The 17,469-nt window shown below is 71.1% G+C and carries 18 protein-coding genes; 10 read left to right on the top strand and 8 right to left on the bottom strand.

Features of this window, described 5'->3' with window-relative positions; all coding sequences use genetic code 11:
• Positions 1 to 164 precede the first annotated feature (164 nt).
• Positions 165 to 1,712, bottom strand: a complete 1,548-nt coding sequence (gene glpK / locus MXD95_RS08265) for a glycerol kinase GlpK (RefSeq protein WP_250639954.1) — start codon at positions 1,710 to 1,712, stop codon at positions 165 to 167.
• A 689-nt stretch (positions 1,713 to 2,401) separates the two neighbouring features.
• The gene (locus MXD95_RS08260) at positions 2,402 to 3,175 is read right to left on the bottom strand and encodes a hypothetical protein (protein ID WP_250639953.1); all 774 of its coding nucleotides are present in this window, start codon (positions 3,173 to 3,175) and stop codon (positions 2,402 to 2,404) included.
• Between the two features lie 405 nt (positions 3,176 to 3,580).
• Between MXD95_RS08260 and MXD95_RS08255 the strand changes: the two genes are divergently transcribed.
• From MXD95_RS08255 to MXD95_RS08210, 10 genes are all read left to right on the top strand, one after another.
• Positions 3,581 to 4,294 (top strand): helix-turn-helix transcriptional regulator, encoded by a 714-nt coding sequence (locus MXD95_RS08255; protein ID WP_250639952.1) that lies wholly within the window; start codon positions 3,581 to 3,583, stop codon positions 4,292 to 4,294.
• Positions 4,291 to 5,703 carry a Fe-S cluster assembly protein SufB gene (gene sufB / locus MXD95_RS08250; RefSeq protein WP_250639951.1) on the top strand — a complete coding sequence of 471 codons (1,413 nt, stop codon included), beginning with the start codon at positions 4,291 to 4,293 and terminating at the stop codon, positions 5,701 to 5,703. The genes MXD95_RS08255 and sufB overlap by 4 nt, the downstream gene beginning before the upstream one ends.
• Positions 5,703 to 6,956: a Fe-S cluster assembly protein SufD gene (gene sufD, locus MXD95_RS08245; RefSeq protein ID WP_250639950.1), complete on the top strand. Its 1,254-nt coding sequence runs from the start codon at positions 5,703 to 5,705 to the stop codon at positions 6,954 to 6,956. The genes sufB and sufD overlap by 1 nt, the downstream gene beginning before the upstream one ends.
• Positions 6,953 to 7,315, top strand: coding sequence for a non-heme iron oxygenase ferredoxin subunit (locus MXD95_RS08240; RefSeq protein WP_250639949.1), 363 nt, complete (start codon positions 6,953 to 6,955; stop codon positions 7,313 to 7,315). The genes sufD and MXD95_RS08240 overlap by 4 nt, the downstream gene beginning before the upstream one ends.
• An 8-nt stretch (positions 7,316 to 7,323) precedes the next feature.
• Positions 7,324 to 8,121 carry a Fe-S cluster assembly ATPase SufC gene (sufC, locus tag MXD95_RS08235; RefSeq protein ID WP_250639948.1) on the top strand — a complete coding sequence of 266 codons (798 nt, stop codon included), beginning with the start codon at positions 7,324 to 7,326 and terminating at the stop codon, positions 8,119 to 8,121.
• A complete protein-coding gene (locus tag MXD95_RS08230) occupies positions 8,118 to 9,488 on the top strand; it encodes a cysteine desulfurase (protein WP_251077996.1) in 1,371 nt (456 codons plus the stop codon). Before sufC ends, MXD95_RS08230 begins: the two co-directional genes overlap by 4 nt.
• Positions 9,485 to 9,994, top strand: a complete 510-nt coding sequence (gene sufU / locus MXD95_RS08225) for a Fe-S cluster assembly sulfur transfer protein SufU (protein WP_250639947.1) — start codon at positions 9,485 to 9,487, stop codon at positions 9,992 to 9,994. Before MXD95_RS08230 ends, sufU begins: the two co-directional genes overlap by 4 nt.
• The gene (locus MXD95_RS28880) at positions 9,991 to 10,515 is read left to right on the top strand and encodes a metal-sulfur cluster assembly factor (protein WP_308301465.1); all 525 of its coding nucleotides are present in this window, start codon (positions 9,991 to 9,993) and stop codon (positions 10,513 to 10,515) included. Before sufU ends, MXD95_RS28880 begins: the two co-directional genes overlap by 4 nt.
• 225 nt (positions 10,516 to 10,740) lie before the next feature.
• Positions 10,741 to 11,028, top strand: coding sequence for a type II toxin-antitoxin system Phd/YefM family antitoxin (locus MXD95_RS08215; protein WP_250639946.1), 288 nt, complete (start codon positions 10,741 to 10,743; stop codon positions 11,026 to 11,028).
• Complete coding sequence (locus MXD95_RS08210) at positions 11,025 to 11,294, top strand: type II toxin-antitoxin system RelE family toxin (RefSeq protein WP_250639945.1); 270 nt, start codon at positions 11,025 to 11,027, stop codon at positions 11,292 to 11,294. Before MXD95_RS08215 ends, MXD95_RS08210 begins: the two co-directional genes overlap by 4 nt.
• 279 nt (positions 11,295 to 11,573) lie before the next feature.
• Here the strand turns inward: MXD95_RS08210 and MXD95_RS08205 are convergent, their stop codons facing one another.
• The 6 genes from MXD95_RS08205 to MXD95_RS08180 all read right to left on the bottom strand — a co-directional run.
• Positions 11,574 to 13,067: an amidase gene (locus MXD95_RS08205; protein WP_250639944.1), complete on the bottom strand. Its 1,494-nt coding sequence runs from the start codon at positions 13,065 to 13,067 to the stop codon at positions 11,574 to 11,576.
• 7 nt (positions 13,068 to 13,074) lie between these two features.
• Entirely contained in the window at positions 13,075 to 13,269 is a 195-nt protein-coding gene (locus MXD95_RS08200; RefSeq protein WP_250639943.1) for a hypothetical protein, read from the bottom strand.
• 94 nt (positions 13,270 to 13,363) lie between these two features.
• Positions 13,364 to 15,025: an ABC transporter substrate-binding protein gene (locus MXD95_RS08195; protein WP_250639942.1), complete on the bottom strand. Its 1,662-nt coding sequence runs from the start codon at positions 15,023 to 15,025 to the stop codon at positions 13,364 to 13,366.
• A 108-nt stretch (positions 15,026 to 15,133) separates the two neighbouring features.
• Positions 15,134 to 16,144 (bottom strand): ABC transporter ATP-binding protein, encoded by a 1,011-nt coding sequence (locus tag MXD95_RS08190; RefSeq protein WP_250639941.1) that lies wholly within the window; start codon positions 16,142 to 16,144, stop codon positions 15,134 to 15,136.
• Entirely contained in the window at positions 16,141 to 17,136 is a 996-nt protein-coding gene (locus tag MXD95_RS08185) for an ABC transporter ATP-binding protein (protein WP_250639940.1), read from the bottom strand. The genes MXD95_RS08190 and MXD95_RS08185 overlap by 4 nt, the downstream gene beginning before the upstream one ends.
• Positions 17,133 to 17,469 (bottom strand): ABC transporter permease (locus MXD95_RS08180; RefSeq protein ID WP_250639939.1); only part of this gene is annotated, 337 nt, incomplete at its 5' end. The genes MXD95_RS08180 and MXD95_RS08185, both read right to left, overlap by 4 nt.

Genomic DNA, 17,469 nt, shown 5'->3' with positions numbered 1-17,469 from the left:
CGCGACCGCAGGACCGGACATAATGATCATGGTGAGCAAGTGCGGATGCTGACGGTAGCGGTCCCATGTGAAAATTGTCACGAACTGCTGTCAAGGAGCATCCGGCGCCGTCCTCAGGCGCCGCTGGGAGCGAACGCTCGGAGGTCGTCCTCGTCGCGGTCGGCCTAGCGTTCGTCGTCGCTGTCGAGCGCCCAGGAACGGGAGCGCTCGACAGCCACCTGCCAGCGGCGGTAATTCCGTTCGTGCGCCATCGTCGTCGCTGGGTGGTAGCGGTCGGCGCTGCGGCGCAGGATCGCCAGGGCGTCCAGGTCGGGGAAGAAGCCGGTGGCCAGGCCCGCGAGGTAGGCCGAGCCCAGTGCGGTGGTCTCGATGTTGTCGGGGACGTCGACGTCGACGCCGAGGACGTCGGCCTGGAACTGCATCAGCCAGGAGTTGCGGGCGGCGCCGCCATCGGCGCGAAGCTCGGTCACCGCGAAGCCGGCGGCGGCCATCGCCTCGACAACGTCGCGGGTCCGGTAGGCGATGCCCTCCAGCACCGCGCGGGCCAGGTGGGCCCGGGTGGTGCCACGGGTGATGCCAAGCAGGGTGCCGCGAGCCCGGGGATCCCAGTGCGGAGCGCCGAGCCCGGCAAGTGCCGGGACGAAGAACACCCCGTCGTTGCCCGTCAGGGAGGCGGCGAGCTCGGCCGTCTCGGCCACGTCGCGCACGATGCCGAGGGAGTCGCGCAGCCAGGCCACGGCCGACCCGGTGGACAGGATCGCGCCCTCCAGGGCATACCGCACCGGCTCGCCGTCAAGCTGGTAGGCGGCCGTGCGCAGCAGCCCCGCCGACGCGGCCGCGGCCGGTTCCGGCACGGTCGCACCCGTGTTGACCAGGACGAACGACCCGGTGCCGTAGGTGTTCTTCGCCTGTCCGGGCGTGTGGGCACCCTGGGCGAACAGCGCTGCCTGCTGGTCGCCGACGGCCGCCGCGACCGGCACCCGCACGCCGAGGAAGGCCGCCGGATCCGTCGCCGCGTACACCCTCGAACTCGGCACCACAGCCGGCAGCAGCTCACCCGGCACGTCGAACAGGGCCAGCAGATCGTCGTCCCAGGTCCCGGTGGCCAGGTTCAACAGCTGGGTGCGGGACGCGTTGGTGACATCGGTGACGTGCGTGCTGCCGCCGGTGAGCCGCCAGATCAGCCAGGAGTCGACCGTGCCGACGGCGAGCTCGCCGCGCCGGGCCCGGCGGCGCAGCTCCGGATCCCGGTCGAGGATCCAGGCGATCTTCGTGGCGGAGAAGTACGGGTCGAGGACCAGGCCACTGCGCTCGGCCACCCACGGACCCTGCCCGTCGGCCGCCAGCCGTTCACAGTGTGTGGCGGTACGCCTGTCCTGCCAGACGATCGCCGGGTATACCGGGTCCGAGGTGCGCCGATCCCAGACCAGCGAGGTCTCCCGCTGGTTGGTGATCCCGAGCGCGGCCAGATCGGCGGACTCGCGACCCGCGTCCGCCAGCGCGGCGGCGACCGTGGCGACGACGCTGCGCCAGAGCTCCTCAGGATCCTGCTCGACCCAGCCTGGTCTCGGGAAACTCGGATGCACCGGTGTGTACGCGCGGCCGACGACCACCGCCCGCCCGTCCAGCAGGCACACCGTCGTCCCGGTCGTCCCCTGGTCGATGGCCGCCACCACCGCACCGCGACCCTGGTCCTGCGCCCGACCAGCCATCGCCCGCCTTCCGCCCACGCCACCGTCCGTCCACACCACCGTCGGCTGTCCACACCGTCGGCTGTCCACCGCCTGTTTGCGGTCCACCGCGGTCGGTGTTCACTGCCCTCGGGCCGTAGGCCGTAGGCCGTACCCGGTCCGGCGTCGGCCGTTCACAGTCCGCTGTGGTCTGATTCTGGCCCAACCGACGGCCACACGAGCGGCCCGCATCACGGCCGCTCGCGCGGCGAAGCCAGCCGAGGCCTGTTGGTGAAGCGGCGGTGGAACGTGGCATTCCTGTGACTCTGCCGGCGGGTGTCGGGCTGTGCCGTCATCCGTTGGCCGCTCTTCCGCCTCGTCGGGCTCGACGCGGGTCCTCTGCGGTCAGCCGTCACCCTCTGTGGCGGCGTCGCGAAGGTCAAGATCCAAATAGGTCGCCATGGGGGTGTTCGTGTCCGATTTGCCCCCCACGACGACCTACTTGTGCGGATCTTGCTCGATGGCCAGCTGCGTGGTGTGGCGATCATGGGCCAGGTCGAGCTGGGTCGGGTTGGCGGGCTGCGGGAGGCGACGGCCCTCAGCGGATGGAGGCCCTCGGAGAATGTCGGTCCCTCGGCGGGTGTCGGTCCCTCGGCGGGTGACGGTCCCTCGCGGGGAGATGGTTCCTCGGTGGAGACGGTTTCTCGGCGGGTGAGGAGGGAGGCAGCCCTTTAGCCGATGCTGGACAGGTCGATGGGGGAGTTCGGGGAGCTGACGGCGGAGGGGGCGCGGAAGTCACTCAGACGCAGCCGGGTGGTCGAGTTGCCGGTGAGGGTGATCCGCAGCGGGTAGGCGGGGCCGGTGTTCGCGACCTCGAAGGTCGTGCCGTCGGAGGAACGGACGCGTACGGCGCGCTGGCCGTCCACCTTCTCCTGCTCGGCCTTGCCGGCCAGGGCTGGCGGGAAGTCGCGCAGCGAGTCGCTGAAGCGGCCGAGGGTGAAGTAGCTGTACTTGGACGCGTCGGTGGCGGCGAGCCGCACCCAGCGGTCGGCGAGCAGGTCCGCCGCGGCGGAGTCCCCGGTGGCGGTGTAGTAGGACCGGGCCCGCCGTACGTAGGTGTCGGACTTGATCGTGATGAGCTGGGTCTGCTGGCCGTACTCCTCGATGGTGCCGCTGGTCGTCGTGGCGGACATCACCAGGTCGTATTCGGACGGTGCGGTGGAGCTCGGGTCGGACACGGCACCGGTGAGGTGCACTCCGGGTGCGGTGCGCAGCGCGGCGATCGCGCGGGTGCCGACCTCGCTGGCTGGCAGCCCCTCCAGGCCGTTGTTCTTCCCGCCACCGCCGCCACCTCCGCCACTTCCGCCGCTGCATCCGGCCGCGGTGGCCGCGCAGACCGTGACCAGGCCGAGTCCGACCAGTGCTCGCCCGAGCGCGCCTGCTCGGGTGAGCCGGGTGAGCCGGGTGAACCGGGTGAGTACGTCCTGCCGTGGTCCCGCCCGCATCTGCTTCGCCGCCTCCGCGCTCGCCGGTCGTGCCCCCGGGACGCTGCCCGCCTGCCGGTATCGCCCGCCTGCGCCGGTACCGATGTCCGCCGGTGGTGCGGGCCTGCCGGTCATGGATGTCCGCCGGTGCCGTGTGGGGGCGCCGGGCACGATGGTGTGACCAGTCTGTCAGCGCCCAGGCGGGAGAGGTCATCGAGGTGCGGGCAGTGGGGGGATGTTGTGTTTGTACCTGCATCGTCGAGTACGTGCGGGGCGCTACAGACGCCTGGTCGCGGGGGGATGAGGGCGCCCGGGCGCGGTAGTGCCGGCGAGGTCGTCGTGGATGTGACGCAGATCGGCTCCCAGAAGTGACGGATCGGGGAAGCTGCGTTCGACCGCGTCCCGGAAATAGGGCACACTGGCGTTGTGAAAAACGACCACGATGCCTCGGGCGGGACGGCGGACGGCCGCACCCGTGACCGGGTCGTGCGTCGTCTGCTGGAGGGCGGGTCGGCCACGGCGGCCGAGCTGTCCCGTCGGCTGGGCGTCTCGCCGGCGGGCATCCGCCGGCACCTCGACGCGATGGTCGGCGACGGCGTCATCACACCGATCGAGACCCGTCCCCATGGCCCGAGGGGCCGAGGTCGTCCGGCCCGGCGCTACGCGCTGACCGAGGCCGGCCACCAGGCCGGCCCGACCGCCTATTCGGATCTGGCCGCCGGTGCCCTGCGGTTCCTCGCGGAGGTGGCCGGGCCATCGGCGATCAGCGAGTTCGCCGACAGTCGCGCGGTCGACCTGGAGCGCCGGGTGCGCTCGGCGGTCGTCGCCGCGTCACCCGAGGAGCGGCCGGCGGCGCTGGCCGAGGCGATGACGGCGGCCGGTTACACCGCCAGCGTCTCGGAGCTGCCGACCGGCCTGCAGATCTGCCAGCACCACTGCCCGGTCCAGTTCGTCGCCGAGCGCTTTCCGGCGCTCTGCGACGCGGAGACCGCGGCGCTCGCCCGGGTGCTCGACACCCATGTGCAGCGTCTGGCGACGATCGCCCATGGCGACGGCGTCTGCACGACCCATGTCCCGGCGGGCCCGCCACCCCCGACGACCTGTCCACCATCACCGTCTTCGGAAGGTTCCGCCCCATGACCACCTCTGCCGAGACCGCCCTTGAGGGCCTTGGTTCCTACCGGTTCGGCTGGTCTGATACCGACGCCTACGCCGCTGACGTGGAGCGCGGCCTGTCCGAGGCGGTCGTCCGCGGCATCTCGGCGAAGAAGTCCGAGCCGTCGTGGATGACCGATCTGCGCCTGAAGGGCCTGCGCCTGTTCGAGCGCAAGCCGATGCCCACCTGGGGCGCCGATCTCTCGGGTATCCATTTCGACAACATCAAGTACTTCGTCCGTTCCACCGAGAAGCAGGCCGCCGAGTGGGAGGACCTGCCCGACGACATCCGGGCCACCTACGACCGGCTCGGTATCCCGGAGGCGGAGAAGCAGCGCCTGATTTCCGGGGTTGCCGCCCAGTACGAGTCCGAGGTCGTCTACCACAAGATCCGTGAGGATCTTGAGGAGCAGGGCGTCATCTTCCTGGACACCGACTCCGGCCTGCGGGAGTACCCGGAGCTGTTCCAGGAGTACTTCGGCTCGGTCATCCCGGTCGGCGACAACAAGTTCGCGGCGCTGAACACGTCGGTGTGGTCGGGCGGGTCGTTCATCTACGTGCCGCCGGGCGTGCAGGTCGAGATCCCGCTGCAGGCCTACTTCCGGATCAACACCGAGAACATGGGCCAGTTCGAGCGGACGCTGATCATCGTCGACGAGGGCGCTTACGTGCACTACGTCGAGGGCTGCACCGCGCCCGTCTACTCCTCGGACTCGCTGCACTCGGCCGTCGTCGAGATCGTCGTGAAGAAGAACGCGCGCTGCCGGTACACGACCATCCAGAACTGGTCGAACAACGTCTACAACCTGGTCACCAAGCGGGCGGCCTGCCATGCCGGCGCCACGATGGAGTGGGTCGACGGCAACATCGGCTCCAAGGTGACGATGAAATACCCGGCCGTGTGGATGCTCGGCGAGCACGCCAAGGGCGAGGTCCTCTCGATCGCGTTCGCCGGCCCCGGGCAGCACCAGGACGCCGGCGCCAAGATGGTGCACGCGGCGCCGCACACCTCCTCGACGATCATCTCCAAGTCGGTGGCTCGCGGCGGCGGTCGCACCTCCTACCGCGGCCTCGTGCAGATCAACGAGGGCTCGGCGGCGTCGAGGTCCACCGTCAAGTGCGACGCGCTGCTCGTCGACACGATCAGCCGCTCCGACACCTACCCGTACGTCGACGTGCGCGAGGACGACGCGTCCATCGGCCATGAGGCGAGCGTGTCCAAGGTCGGCGCGGACCAGCTGTTCTACCTGATGAGCCGCGGTCTGTCGGAGGAGGAGGCGATGGCGATGGTCGTGCGCGGCTTCGTCGAGCCCATCGCCCGCGAACTGCCGATGGAATACGCGCTCGAACTCAACCGTCTCATCGAGCTGCAGATGGAAGGCGCGGTCGGCTGATGGCCGTCATTGATGCCACCGGGCGTCCCCCGGCGGCCGCCGGAGCCGTGCCCCGCCCGGTGCGTTCCCGTGACCCGCAGGACCATGTGGTCCCCACCGGGCGCGAGGAGGCGTGGCGGTTCACCCCGTTGCGCCGCCTGCGTGGCCTGCCGAGCGGCCCCGAGGCCGACGGCCGGGTCACGGTCACGGTCCAGGCACCGGACGGGGTCGCCGTCGAGCGGCTCGACGCCGTCGACGCCCGCATCGGCCGGGTGCTCACCCCCGCCGACCGGGTGGCCGCGTTCGCGACCGCCCGTGCCGGTGGGGCCACCGCCGTCACGATCCCGGCGGAGGCCGCGCTCACCGAGCCGGTCGTGGTGCGCCTGCACGGCGAGGGCCCGGCGAACGCCGCCGGTGCCGCCAGCGCCGCCGGGGTCGCCTACGGCCACCTGGTGATCGAGGCCGGGCCGTTCGCGTCCGGCACCGTCGTGCTCGACCACACCGGCAGCGCCACCTACGCCGGCAACGTCGAGGTGTATGTCGGCCACGGCGCCTCGCTCACCGTCATATCCGTGCAGGACTGGGACCCGGGCACCGTGCACCTCGGCGCGCACGCGTTCTCCGTCGGCCGGGATGCGACGCTGCGCTCGTTTATCGTGACCCTGGGTGGCGATCTCGTCCGGCTCAACCCGACCGTCGACTACCGCGGCCCCGGCGGCGACGCCGAGCTCTACGGCGTGTTCTTCACCGATGCCGGCCAGCACCAGGAGCACCGCCTGCTGGTCACGCACGAGGCGCGGTCGTGCCGCAGCCGGGTGACCTACAAGGGCGCGCTGCGCGGCGAGTCGGCGCACGCGGTCTGGATCGGCGACGTCGTCATCGGTGCGGACGCGGTCGACACCGACACCTACGAGCTCAACCGCAACCTGGTGCTCACCGACGGCGCCCGCGCCGACTCGGTGCCGAACCTGGAGATCCTCACCGGCGAGGTCGTCGGTGCCGGGCATGCCAGCGCCACCGGCCGCTTCGACGATGAGGCCCTGTTCTACCTGCAGTCCCGCGGCATCCCGCCGGCCGAGGCCCGCCGGCTCGTCGTGCACGGTTTCTTCGCCGAGGTCATCGACCGGATCGACGTGCCCGAGCTGCACGATCGGATCATGGTCTCGGTCTCCGCCCGCCTCGGCGAGTCCGAGCTGCCGGATGGCGCCGACCCGACCGAGACATCCGACCTGGCCGGCCCGGCCGAGCCGGCCGCCGCCGGGGCGCCGACGTGAGCGCCGCGACGGCCGGGACCTCGGCCGTCCCCCAGCAGCACCGGGTCTGTTCCCTCGCGGAACTGGCCGAGGACACGGCCCTCGGCGTCGAGATCTCCGGCGTGCCGGTGTGTGTCGTGCGCACGGGTGGCACCGTCTACGCGCTGCGCGACGAGTGCTCGCACGCCGACGTCGCGCTCTCGGCCGGCGAGGTCGAGGACGGCAAGATCGAGTGCTGGTTGCACGGGTCCCAGTTCGACCTGGCCACGGGTGTGCCGCTGACCCTGCCGGCGATCGACCCGGTGCCCACCTACCCAGTGACCATCGACGGCGACGACGTGCTCGTCACCGTCGCAGACACGAGCCCGGAACGAGGGTGACGACCGCGGTGTCGACCTTGGAGATTCGCAACCTGCACGTCTCGGTGGAGACTGAGGAGGGGCCGCGCGAGATCCTGCGCGGGGTCGACCTCACCGTCCGCAAGGGCGAGACCCACGCGATCATGGGGCCGAACGGGTCGGGCAAGTCGACCCTGTCCTACGCGATCGCGGGCCACCCCAAGTACATCGTGACCGACGGCAGCATCACACTCGACGGCGAGGACCTCCTCGCGATGAGCGTCGACGCCCGTGCCCGCGCCGGTGTCTTCCTGGCCATGCAGTACCCGGTGGAGATCCCCGGGGTGTCGGTGTCGAACTTCCTGCGCTCCTCGGCCACGGCCGTGCGCGGCGAGGCACCGAAGCTGCGCACCTGGGTCAAGGAAGTGAAGACCGCCATGGCGGATCTGGAGATCGACCCGGCGTTCGCCGAGCGCGGCGTCAACGAGGGCTTCTCCGGCGGCGAGAAGAAGCGCCACGAGGTGCTGCAGATGGCACTGCTCAAGCCGAAGATCGCCGTCCTGGACGAGACCGACTCCGGCCTCGACGTCGACGCGCTGCGCATCGTCTCCGGCGGCGTCGAGGCGGTGCGTGCCCGGGGCGAGACCGGCATCCTGCTGATCACGCACTACACCCGCATCCTGCGCTACATCAAGCCCGAGTTCGTCCACGTGATGACCGCCGGCCGCATCGTCGACGAGGGCGGGCCGGAGCTCGCGGCCGTGCTCGAGGACGGCGGCTACGACCGTTACGTCAAGGGCGGTGCCGCCGCGGCCGTGACGCCAGCCGGGGCGGGAGCCGTGTCATGACCGTCACCGATCCCCGCCTCGTCGGCGCCGTTGACGCCGCGCGCACCTCGGCCGCCGGGGCGGCCACCAGCACCTCGGCGGCTGGGAGCATCGGCTACGACGTCGACGCGGTCCGCAAGGACTTCCCGATCCTCGCCCGCACCGTGCATGACGGCCTGCCGCTGGTCTACCTCGACAGCGCCGCCACCTCGCAGAAGCCGCTCGCCGTCCTCGACGCCGAGCGCACCTACTACGAGCAGCACAACGCCAATGTGCACCGCGGCATCCACGTGCTCGCCGAGGAGGCCACCGCGGCCTACGAGGCGACCCGGGACACGGTCGCCGCGTTCATCGGCGCGACCGACCGGCGCGAGGTCACGTTCACCAAGAACTCGACCGAGGCCCTCAACCTGGTCGCCTACGCGATGAGCAACGCCGAGACGACCGGCGCCGAGGCCGAGCGGTTCCGGATCGGCCCTGGCGACGAGATCGTCGTCACCGAGATGGAGCACCACTCCAACCTGGTGCCCTGGCAGATGCTCGCCCGACGCACCGGCGCCACCCTGCGCTGGATCGGCCTGACCGACGACGGCCGCCTCGCGCTCGACGATCTCGACAGCATCATCACCGAGCGGACCAAGGTCGTCTCGATGGTGCACCAGTCGAACATCCTCGGCACCGTGAACCCGGTCGAGCGGATCGTCGCCCGGGCCCGCGAGGTCGGCGCGCTCACGGTCCTCGACGGATCCCAGTCGGTGCCGCACCTGCCGATCGACGTGACCGCGCTCGGGGTGGACTTCCTCGCCTTCACCGGCCACAAGATGTGCGCGCCGACCGGCGTCGGGGTGCTCTGGGGCCGCTACGAGCTGCTCGAGGTCATGCCCCCGTTCCTCGGCGGCGGCGAGATGATCGAGGTCGTGACGATGGAGGCGTCGACGTACGCGCCCCCGCCGCACCGCTTCGAGGCCGGTACCCCGATGATCAGCCAGGTCGTCGGCCTCGGCGCGGCCGTCGACTACCTGAGCGCGCTCGGCATGCCGGCGATCGCCGCCCACGAGCACGCCATCACCACCTACGCGCTGGACGCCCTGGGTTCCGTGCCGGGCCTGCGGATCATCGGTCCGCCGACGGCGCAGGACCGGGGCGGCGCGATCTCGTTCGTGCTCACCGACGACTCCGGGCGCAACATCCACCCGCATGACGTCGGCCAGCTGCTGGACGAGCGCGGCATCGCGGTGCGGGTCGGCCACCACTGTGCGCGGCCGGTCTGCCTGCGTTTCGGCATTCCCGCGACGACCCGGGCCTCCTTCCACCTGTACACGACGACCGCCGAGGTCGACGCGCTGGTGGAAGGTCTGCACGGGGTCCGGAGGTTCTTCTCGAGGTGAATCTGGATTCCATGTACCAGGAGATCATCCTGGACCACTACCGCAACCCGCTGCACCGCGGGCTGCGCGACCCGTTCGACGCCGAGGTGCACCATGTCAACCCCACCTGCGGGGACGAGGTCACCCTGCGGGTGAAGGTGGTCGACGGTGTGGTCGAGGACGTCTCGTACGAGAGCGAGGGCTGCTCGATCAGCCAGGCCTCGGCGAGCGTGATGAGCGACCTGGTGATCGGCAAGAAGATCGACGACGCGATGGAACTCGAGCGCGAGTTCCTGGCGCTCATGCAGTCCCGCGGCACCGCCGAAGGCGACGAGGAGGTGCTCCAGGACGCGATCGCGTTCGCCGGCGTCTCCAAGTACCCTGCCCGGGTCAAGTGCGCCCTGCTGTCCTGGATGGCCTGGAAGGACGCCACCGCGAAGGCCATGGAGCCGGCGGTGGCGTCCCCCGCGGCATCGGCGCACGCGTCCCCCGTCGACATCGACGTACCGGAGCAGGAGAAGCCATGAGCGACGCGGTGACCGACACCCGTGCGCAGCCCACGGATGCCCCCGGCCCGGCCGGATCCCCGCGGCCGGCCCTCGACCCCGATCCCACCGGCCCCACCGCCGGCGGCGCGCCGAGCCCCGACGTGGACCTGCCCACCGGTGGCGTGTCCACCGGGGAACAGCCCGGAACCGTCGCGGAGCGGGCGGCGAACCTGGAGCTCGCCGAGTTCGATGACATCGAGGAGGCGATGCGCGACGTCGTCGACCCCGAGCTCGGCATCAACGTCGTCGACCTCGGCCTCGTCTACGGCATTCACGTCGCCGACGACAACACCGTCACCCTCGACATGACGCTGACCTCGGCGGCCTGCCCGCTGACCGACGTCATCGAGGACCAGACCCGCTCCGCGCTCGTCGACGGCCCCGACGGCGGCCTGGCCGCCGACGTGAAGATCAACTGGGTCTGGATGCCCCCGTGGGGCCCCGACAAGATCACCGACGACGGCCGCGAACAACTCCGCGCCCTCGGCTTCAACGTCTGAGCGGCACCTCGGTCCGGCTTGTCGCCCGTGCCTCCATGCGCTGACGATCGCCCACCCAGGGCCGGGCGCACCAGGCTGAACCGCCGCCGGTCTGGCCGAGGCCACCCTTCGGCCAGGCCGGCGCCGCCGGCCCGGTTCACTGAATGCCACCGGGGGGCCGGTTCAGCGTGAGCGCTGCCGGCTCTTCACCGGTGGTGTGTACACATCCACAGGTACACTTGTGTCGTGGACGGCGATCAGGATGAGCTGAGCGTGCGGGATGCCCGCGCCCACTTCTCCGAGATCATCGCGCGGGCTCAGTCCGGTACGCCCACGGTCATCACCCGTAACGGCCAGGCTGTGGCCGCAGTCGTCTCGATCGAGGACTTCACGGCGCTTGAGGACGCGATGGACCGGCACCTCGCCGCCGAGGCCGATCGCGACCTGGCGACGAACCCCCACGCGCGCACCTACACCATGGCCGAGGCCATCGCCGTGGTCTTCGCGGAGGAGCCGGATCAGGGCGTCGCGTGAAATACGCGTTCCACTGGCGTGAGCCTGCCGTCAGGCAGTTGCGTGCCCTCCCACAGCCGACCGCGCTGACCATTCTGCGGGCCCTCGCCATGCTTGGCGACGATCCCCGACGCCCCGACGCGCAGATCAAGAAGATCTCAGGGTACGACGACCGCTACCGCCTGCGGGTTGGCGACTACCGGATCATCTACGACATCAGCGACGGGCGCCTCGTCGTCCTCATCGTGGGAGTGGGTCATCGTCGAGAGATCTACCGACGCCTGTGACGCACCCGGCTGGTGGCGATATAAATGCGCGCAAAGCGGTGGGACGGGCGGTGGATCGGGTCCGTCGAGCGCGATCTCCGATCGAGCTCCTGGTTCTCAGAGCCGGCCTCAGGCCGGCGAGCTTCGAGGGCGGACCCTCACGGTGTCACGCCAACGTTCCAGAACGGCGCCCACCGGCCATCGCGGCACGGGCTGATCCGCTTCGCGGGGCCGGGGCGCGGTGGGTGGACGGTGTACCGGGGTGCGGCGGGGACGGGAGCTCGCCGCACCCCGAGTACCTCAGCCGGTGGCCGGGAGGCCGAGGGGCGGGGCCTGTAGGTGCCAGGTCGACTCCCGCTGGTAGGCGTCGCCGGCGCGCAGCAGCAGGGCCTCCTCGAACGGGCGGCCGGCGATCTGCAGGCCGAGGGGCAGGCCTTCGGCGGTGAAGCCCATCGGGACGCTGAGCACCGGGTTGCCGGTGATGTCCCAGTAGGCCGTGTGGATCGCGCCGATGGCGTCGAGAACGCCGCGCTCGGCCATCGCCGCGAACGAGAGGGCGCCGCAGGACGCCGTCGGGGTCACGATCAGGTCGACGTCCTCATACGCGCCGGCCAGGGCCTTCGCGCCGAGGCGGCGCACCCGCTGGGCCTGCACCTGGTCCGCCGCCGAGTAGAACACCGCGGTGGCGAGGATCTCCCGGGTCGGGGCGCCATAGTCCGCCCACCGTTCCTGAAGATCGGGACGGTGGTAGGCGAACGCCTCGCTGAGCATGACCACCCACTCGGCGGCCGAGAGCTCGGCGTAGAGCGGCAGGTCGATCTCGATGATGTCCGCGCCCCGGCGGGCGAGGGCGGCCAGCGCCTCGTCGAAGGCACCGGGGACGGCCGGGTCCTCGCGCTCGCCCGCCATCCAGGCCAGCCGATCGGCGCCGATCCGCACGCCGGTCAGGTCGCCGGTCAGACCCGCGGCGCACGGCGTCGTGGGCACGTCCAGGGTGGTCGGGTCGCTGGGGTGGGGCCCGGCGAGGACGTCGAACACCAGCGCGCAGTCGCGGGCTGAACGGGCCAGCGGGCCGATGTGGTCGAGGCTGTAACCCAGCGGGACACAGCCGGACTTCGGCACCCGGCCGAAGGTTCCCATCAGGCCGCTGACCCCGCAGAACGCGGCGGGGATGCGGATCGACCCGGCGGTGTCGGTGCCGAGCGCGGCGAGCACCGCGCCGGCCGCCACCGAGCTGCCCGAGCCGGAGCTCGAACCGCCCGCCCAGTGGTCGAGGTTCCACGGGTTACGCGGGATGGGAAACGGCTTGTCCGGGTCGGGGGCGCCGATGGCGAACTCCATCGTCGTCAGCTTGCCCATCATGATCCCGCCGGCCTCGCGCAGGCGGCTGACGACGACGGCGTCACCGGACATCGATGACGAGTCGAACACCAGGCTCTGGGCGGTGCTCGGCCCCTCGGCGGTGGTGATGATGTCCTTGATCCCCAGCGGCAGGCCGTGCAGCGGTCCGACGTCGGCACCCGCGGCGAGCGCGGCGTCGGCGGCCTCGGCCGCGGCCAGGGCGGTCTCGGTGTAGCGGGCGAGGAACATGCCCACCGCCTCGTCGTGTGCGTCGGCGACGGCGATCGCGGCCTGGACGAGCTCGACGCTGGTCGTCGTGCCGTCCCGCAGCGCGGCCGCGGCGTCGGCGAGGGTCAGCGCCGCCGGGGCGGCCCCGGGCTGGGTGCTCCCGGCCGGGCTGGCGTCTGGGGCGGGGGAGGTGGGGGAGGTGGGGGAGGTGGCGAGTTCGGTCATGGTCAGCTCACACCCTCGGGTCGTAGGTCATGGCCGGCACCTCGTAGCGAACGCCGGGCGTCGCGTAGAGCAGGTCCACGGTGGCACGGGCGGTGGGATAGGCCGCCACCAGCGCCTCGACCTCCGCTGGATTCAGGGTGAGGCCGTTTATGGCAATCAGTGCTTCGATCTTCTGGCGGTCGGACGGGTCATTGTCAGGCATGAAACCCCTCGTTTCGGATGGGAATCGGCGGAGCCGCAGGAATCCGTGACCGGACCGGAAACGGACAGCGACAGGAAAGGGCAGATGGTGCGGATCAGGTCGGGTTCACCGCAACGGTGGTGAGGTCGACGAACCAGGACTTCGGCTGGACGAAGCCGTGGACGTCCGCGGCGAGCGCGCGTGGATTGAGGTCGTTGACCACGACGAGCCACGGTGACTGCTCGTCGATCTTCTTCACGATCTCGGCGTAGAGCGCGTTGCGCCGGGTGGGGTCGTACTCGCTCTGCGCCTGGGTGAGCAGGGCACCGACCGCCGGATCGTTGTAATGGCCGACGTTCAGCGGGGCGCCGGGGGCGAACAAGGTGCTCCAGATGCTTTCCTGGATGAAGGTCAGCGAGATGTTGATGGCGTCGGCGCCGTCCGGAATCTTTCCGCTGCTGAACGAGGTGAGCATCGCGGCCCACTCGATCGGCTTGAGCTGTACCCGCACCCCGATGCGGGCCAGGTCGCTCTGGAGTTGCTGGTTCATCGGGCCCGGCTGCATGTTGCCCGATCCGGAGGTCGGATAGGACACCGTCATCGAGAACCCGTTGGGGACACCGGCCTCGGCGAGCAGCTTCCTGGCCTCGGTGAGGTTGTAGCTGTAGGTGTCGTTGGCCGCGCGATAGGCGCCGTTGGCCCGGGGAGCGAGCTGGGCGGCGGGCTCGGCCGTGCCGTCGAGCAGGGTGCTGGCCATGGTCTGGCGGTCGATGGCGAGGTTGAGGGCCCGGCGGACGCGCGGGTCGTCCAGCGGTTTGTGGGTCAGGTCGAAGATCCACGGCCAGACGTGGTCATAGGAGTTGGTGAGGACCTGGTACCCGTCCTTCTTCAGGCCCGCCACGTCGTCCGGATTGGGCGCCTCGATCCAGTTCACCTCGCCGGAGCGCAGCGCCGCGAGTCGGGTGGCCACGTCCGGCATCGCCTTGAGGACCAGCTTGTCGACCTTTGGCGCGCCGCCCCAGTAGTTCGGGTTGGCGGTGAAGGTGACCTGCTGGCCGCGGGCGAGGGAGGAGAACACGAACGGTCCGGTGCCGACGGGGTGCAGCGAGAAGTCCTTCGGGTGTGCCTTCACCGCGGTGGGGCTCGCGATGTAGAGGAAGACCAGGTCGCTGTCCAGATGTGACCACGGCCCGCGGGTGGTGATGGCGACGGTGGAGTCGTCCACCTTGCGGTAGGACGCGATTCCCGCGGCGCTGCTGGCGGCGGTGGCGGCGAAGGCCGAGTTGTACTGGTGTGCCGACGTGTTGAGATACCGGTCGAAGTTGAAGATGACCGCGTCGGCGTCGAAGGGCGTGCCGTCGTGGAAGGTGACCCCGGAGCGCAGGTGGAACGTCCACGTGTTGGTGGCCTTGTCGATGTCCCAGGAGGTGGCGAGCCCGCCGACGACCTTCGGGATCTCGGTGCCCTGCTTCAGGTCGAACCTGGTCAGGCCGTCGTAGAGCGAGTTCCCGACAAAACGGTAACCCTCGTAACCCTGGCTGCTGGCCAGGATGGTGTCGAGATTCGGCACGTCCCCGGCGGTCATGCCGATGGTCAGAACCCCGGACTGACTCGACGACGCGGTCGTGCCGCCGCCGTCCGGGCCGCACGCGGCCAGGGACACGACAACGAGCACGGACGCGCAGATGGCGGCGGCTGTTTTCCGCCGGCGGGGGAGTGCGAACGGGCGTGGCACGGCGGACCGTACCCGGCGCGTCCGCCAGGACAGCAGACTCACAGTGGCCCCTTTTTGGGCATGGCAGATTATCTGTACACGGACGGTATGGTTTGAAGAAATCCAGGAAATCCGGAGCTATGTCGAGGAAGGGAGCTGGGAATGGCGGGGTCAGGATTTTCCGGCACCGGCACCGGCACCGGCATTGGCACCAGTGCCAGTGCCAGCGCCAGCATTGGCATTGGCGGGCCGGCGCGGGTCGGGGTGCACGCAGGCGGCGACGTGGTCGGGTGCGCGCACGGTGAGGTTCGGCCAGGTGGTCGCGCACGCGTCGACGGCGCAGGGGCACCGGGTGCGGAACCCGCAGCCGGACGGCGGGTCGGCCGGGTTCGGCAGCTCGCCGGCCAGCACGATCCGCTCGCGGCCGAGTCCGGGCACCGACGACAGCAACGTGGCGGTGTACGGGTGGCGCGGGTCGTCCCACAGCGCGCGGGCGGGTCCCTGCTCGACCACCCGGCCCAGGTACATCACGGCCACCCGGTCGGAGATGTGCTCGACCACCGCCAGGTCGTGGCTGATGAACAGGTAGGCGATCCCCAGCTCGAGCTGTAGGTCTGCCAGCAGATTGAGGACCTGCGCCTGCACGCTCTTGTCCAGTGCGCTGACCGCCTCATCGCAGACGACCACTTCCGGCTCGGTGGCCAGGGCCCGGGCGATCGCCACCCGCTGCAACTGCCCGCCGGAAAGCTGGTGGGGATAGCGCCGCGCGTAGGACGGGTCCAGACCCACCCGATCGAGCAGCTCGGGGATCCGCCGGGCCCGGGTGGCCGCGCCGTAGCCGTGCGCACGCATGTTGAACGCGATCGAGTCGGCGAGGCGCAGCCGCGGGTTGAGGCTGGTCTGCGGGTTCTGCGGCACCACCTGCAGGCGGCGGCGCAGCTCGCGCAGCGCCCGGCCCCGCAGCCGGTGCACGTCCGCGCCGTCGAACTGGACGCTTCCCGAGTCCGGGGTGAGCAGGCGCAGCAGCATCTTCGCGGTGGTGGACTTGCCGCAGCCGGATTCGCCGACGATGCCCAGGGTCTCGCCGGCCGCCAGGGTGAGGCTCACGCCGGACACCGCCCGCACCCCGCCGCGGAAGGTCTTGGTCAGGTCCTGGGCATCCAGCAGGGGCCGCGTGCTCATGAGACGAGCTCCTTCGCGACGGGTTCGTCGTTGAGCACCGGGCAGGCGGCGGCTCGGCCGCCGGCGCCGAGCGCGACCAGCGGCGGTGGGCGGTGCCGGCACGAGGCGACGGCGAGCGGACAGCGCGGGGCGAACGCGCAGCCCGTCCCGGACTCGCCGGTCAGCGGTGGCCGGCCGGGGATGACCCGCAGCTCACCGCGTGCCACTCCCGGCACGGGCAGGGACGCCAGCAGCCCGCGGGTGTAGGGATGGCGCGGGTCACGCAGCACCTCGCGCGCCGGGCCGGTCTCCACCAGCCGTCCGGCGTACATCACCCCGACGGTGCCGCCGAGCTCCTCGGCGACGCCGACGTCATGGGTGACCATGAGCAGGGCCATGCCGTGTCGGGTCTGCAGGTCGCGGATCAGCCCGAGCACCGCGGCCTGGACGGTCACGTCCAGCGCGGTCGTCGGTTCGTCGGCGATGAGGACCTCCGGTTCGCCGGCGATCGCGATGGCGATGACGGCCCGCTGCCGCATCCCGCCGGAGAGCTGGTGCGGACGGGACGCGGCCACCCGGGCCGGGTCGGCGATGCCGACGCTGGCCAGCAGGCGCAGCACCGCCGCCCGCCGCTGAGCCCGGCCGGGGGCGAGGCCGTGCACGGCGAGGACCTCGCCGAGCTGGGCGCCGATGCCGCGCAGCGGGTCGAGCGCGCCGGTCGGGTCCTGCGGGACCAGCCCGAGCCGGGTGCCGCGCACCTGGCGCAGCTGTCGCGGCGCCATCGTGATGAGCTCGTCGGCGCCAAGGCACACACTGCCGGTGACTTTCGCCGCCGGCCCGTACAGGCCCAGGATCGAGCGGGCGGTCACCGACTTGCCGCTGCCGGATTCGCCGAGCAGGACGTACGTTCCGCCGGGCGCGATCTCCAGGTCGATGCCGCGGACCGCCCGCACGGCGCCGTCCCCGGAGCCGAACGTCGTGTGCAGGTCGCTGATCCGCAGGGCGGCGCTCATCGGCCCTCGCGGCGGACGTCGAGCAGGTCGCGCAGCGCGTCCCCGAGCTGGTTGAACACCAGCGACGCCAGGAAGATGACAATGGCCGGGACGAGGGCGGTCATGGGCGCGGTGTACATGTTCTGCCGTTGCTCGGCGATCATCTGACCCCATTCGGGTTGCGGTGGTGCGACCCCCAGGCCGAGGAAGGACATGCCGCCGGCGAAGACGAGCGCGAGTCCGACCAGGCTCGTCGCGTACACCAGCAGGGCGGGCGCGACGTTCGGCAGCACCTGCCGGCCGGCGATGGCGACCGGCCCGGCGCCGCTGGCCCGGGCGGCGGCCATGAAGTCC

It is taken from the genome of Frankia sp. AiPa1 (assembly GCF_023243075.1).
Taxonomy (GTDB): Bacteria; Actinomycetota; Actinomycetes; order Frankiales; family Frankiaceae; genus Frankia.
The sequence above is the reverse complement of the archived record's forward strand: the minus strand, read 5'-3'. Positions and strand labels throughout refer to the sequence as shown.

Coding starts and splice junctions, on each gene's coding strand:
- MXD95_RS08200 (WP_250639943.1), bottom strand. CDS start 13,269: ATGCCTGACAATGACCCGTCCGACCGCCAGAAGATCGAAGCACTGATT.
- glpK (WP_250639954.1), bottom strand. CDS start 1,712: ATGGCTGGTCGGGCGCAGGACCAGGGTCGCGGTGCGGTGGTGGCGGCC.
- MXD95_RS08260 (WP_250639953.1), bottom strand. CDS start 3,175: ATGCGGGCGGGACCACGGCAGGACGTACTCACCCGGTTCACCCGGCTC.
- MXD95_RS08205 (WP_250639944.1), bottom strand. CDS start 13,067: ATGACCGAACTCGCCACCTCCCCCACCTCCCCCACCTCCCCCGCCCCA.
- sufD (WP_250639950.1), top strand. CDS start 5,703: ATGGCCGTCATTGATGCCACCGGGCGTCCCCCGGCGGCCGCCGGAGCC.
- MXD95_RS28880 (WP_308301465.1), top strand. CDS start 9,991: ATGAGCGACGCGGTGACCGACACCCGTGCGCAGCCCACGGATGCCCCC.
- sufB (WP_250639951.1), top strand. CDS start 4,291: ATGACCACCTCTGCCGAGACCGCCCTTGAGGGCCTTGGTTCCTACCGG.
- MXD95_RS08185 (WP_250639940.1), bottom strand. CDS start 17,136: ATGAGCGCCGCCCTGCGGATCAGCGACCTGCACACGACGTTCGGCTCC.
- MXD95_RS08230 (WP_251077996.1), top strand. CDS start 8,118: ATGACCGTCACCGATCCCCGCCTCGTCGGCGCCGTTGACGCCGCGCGC.
- MXD95_RS08190 (WP_250639941.1), bottom strand. CDS start 16,144: ATGAGCACGCGGCCCCTGCTGGATGCCCAGGACCTGACCAAGACCTTC.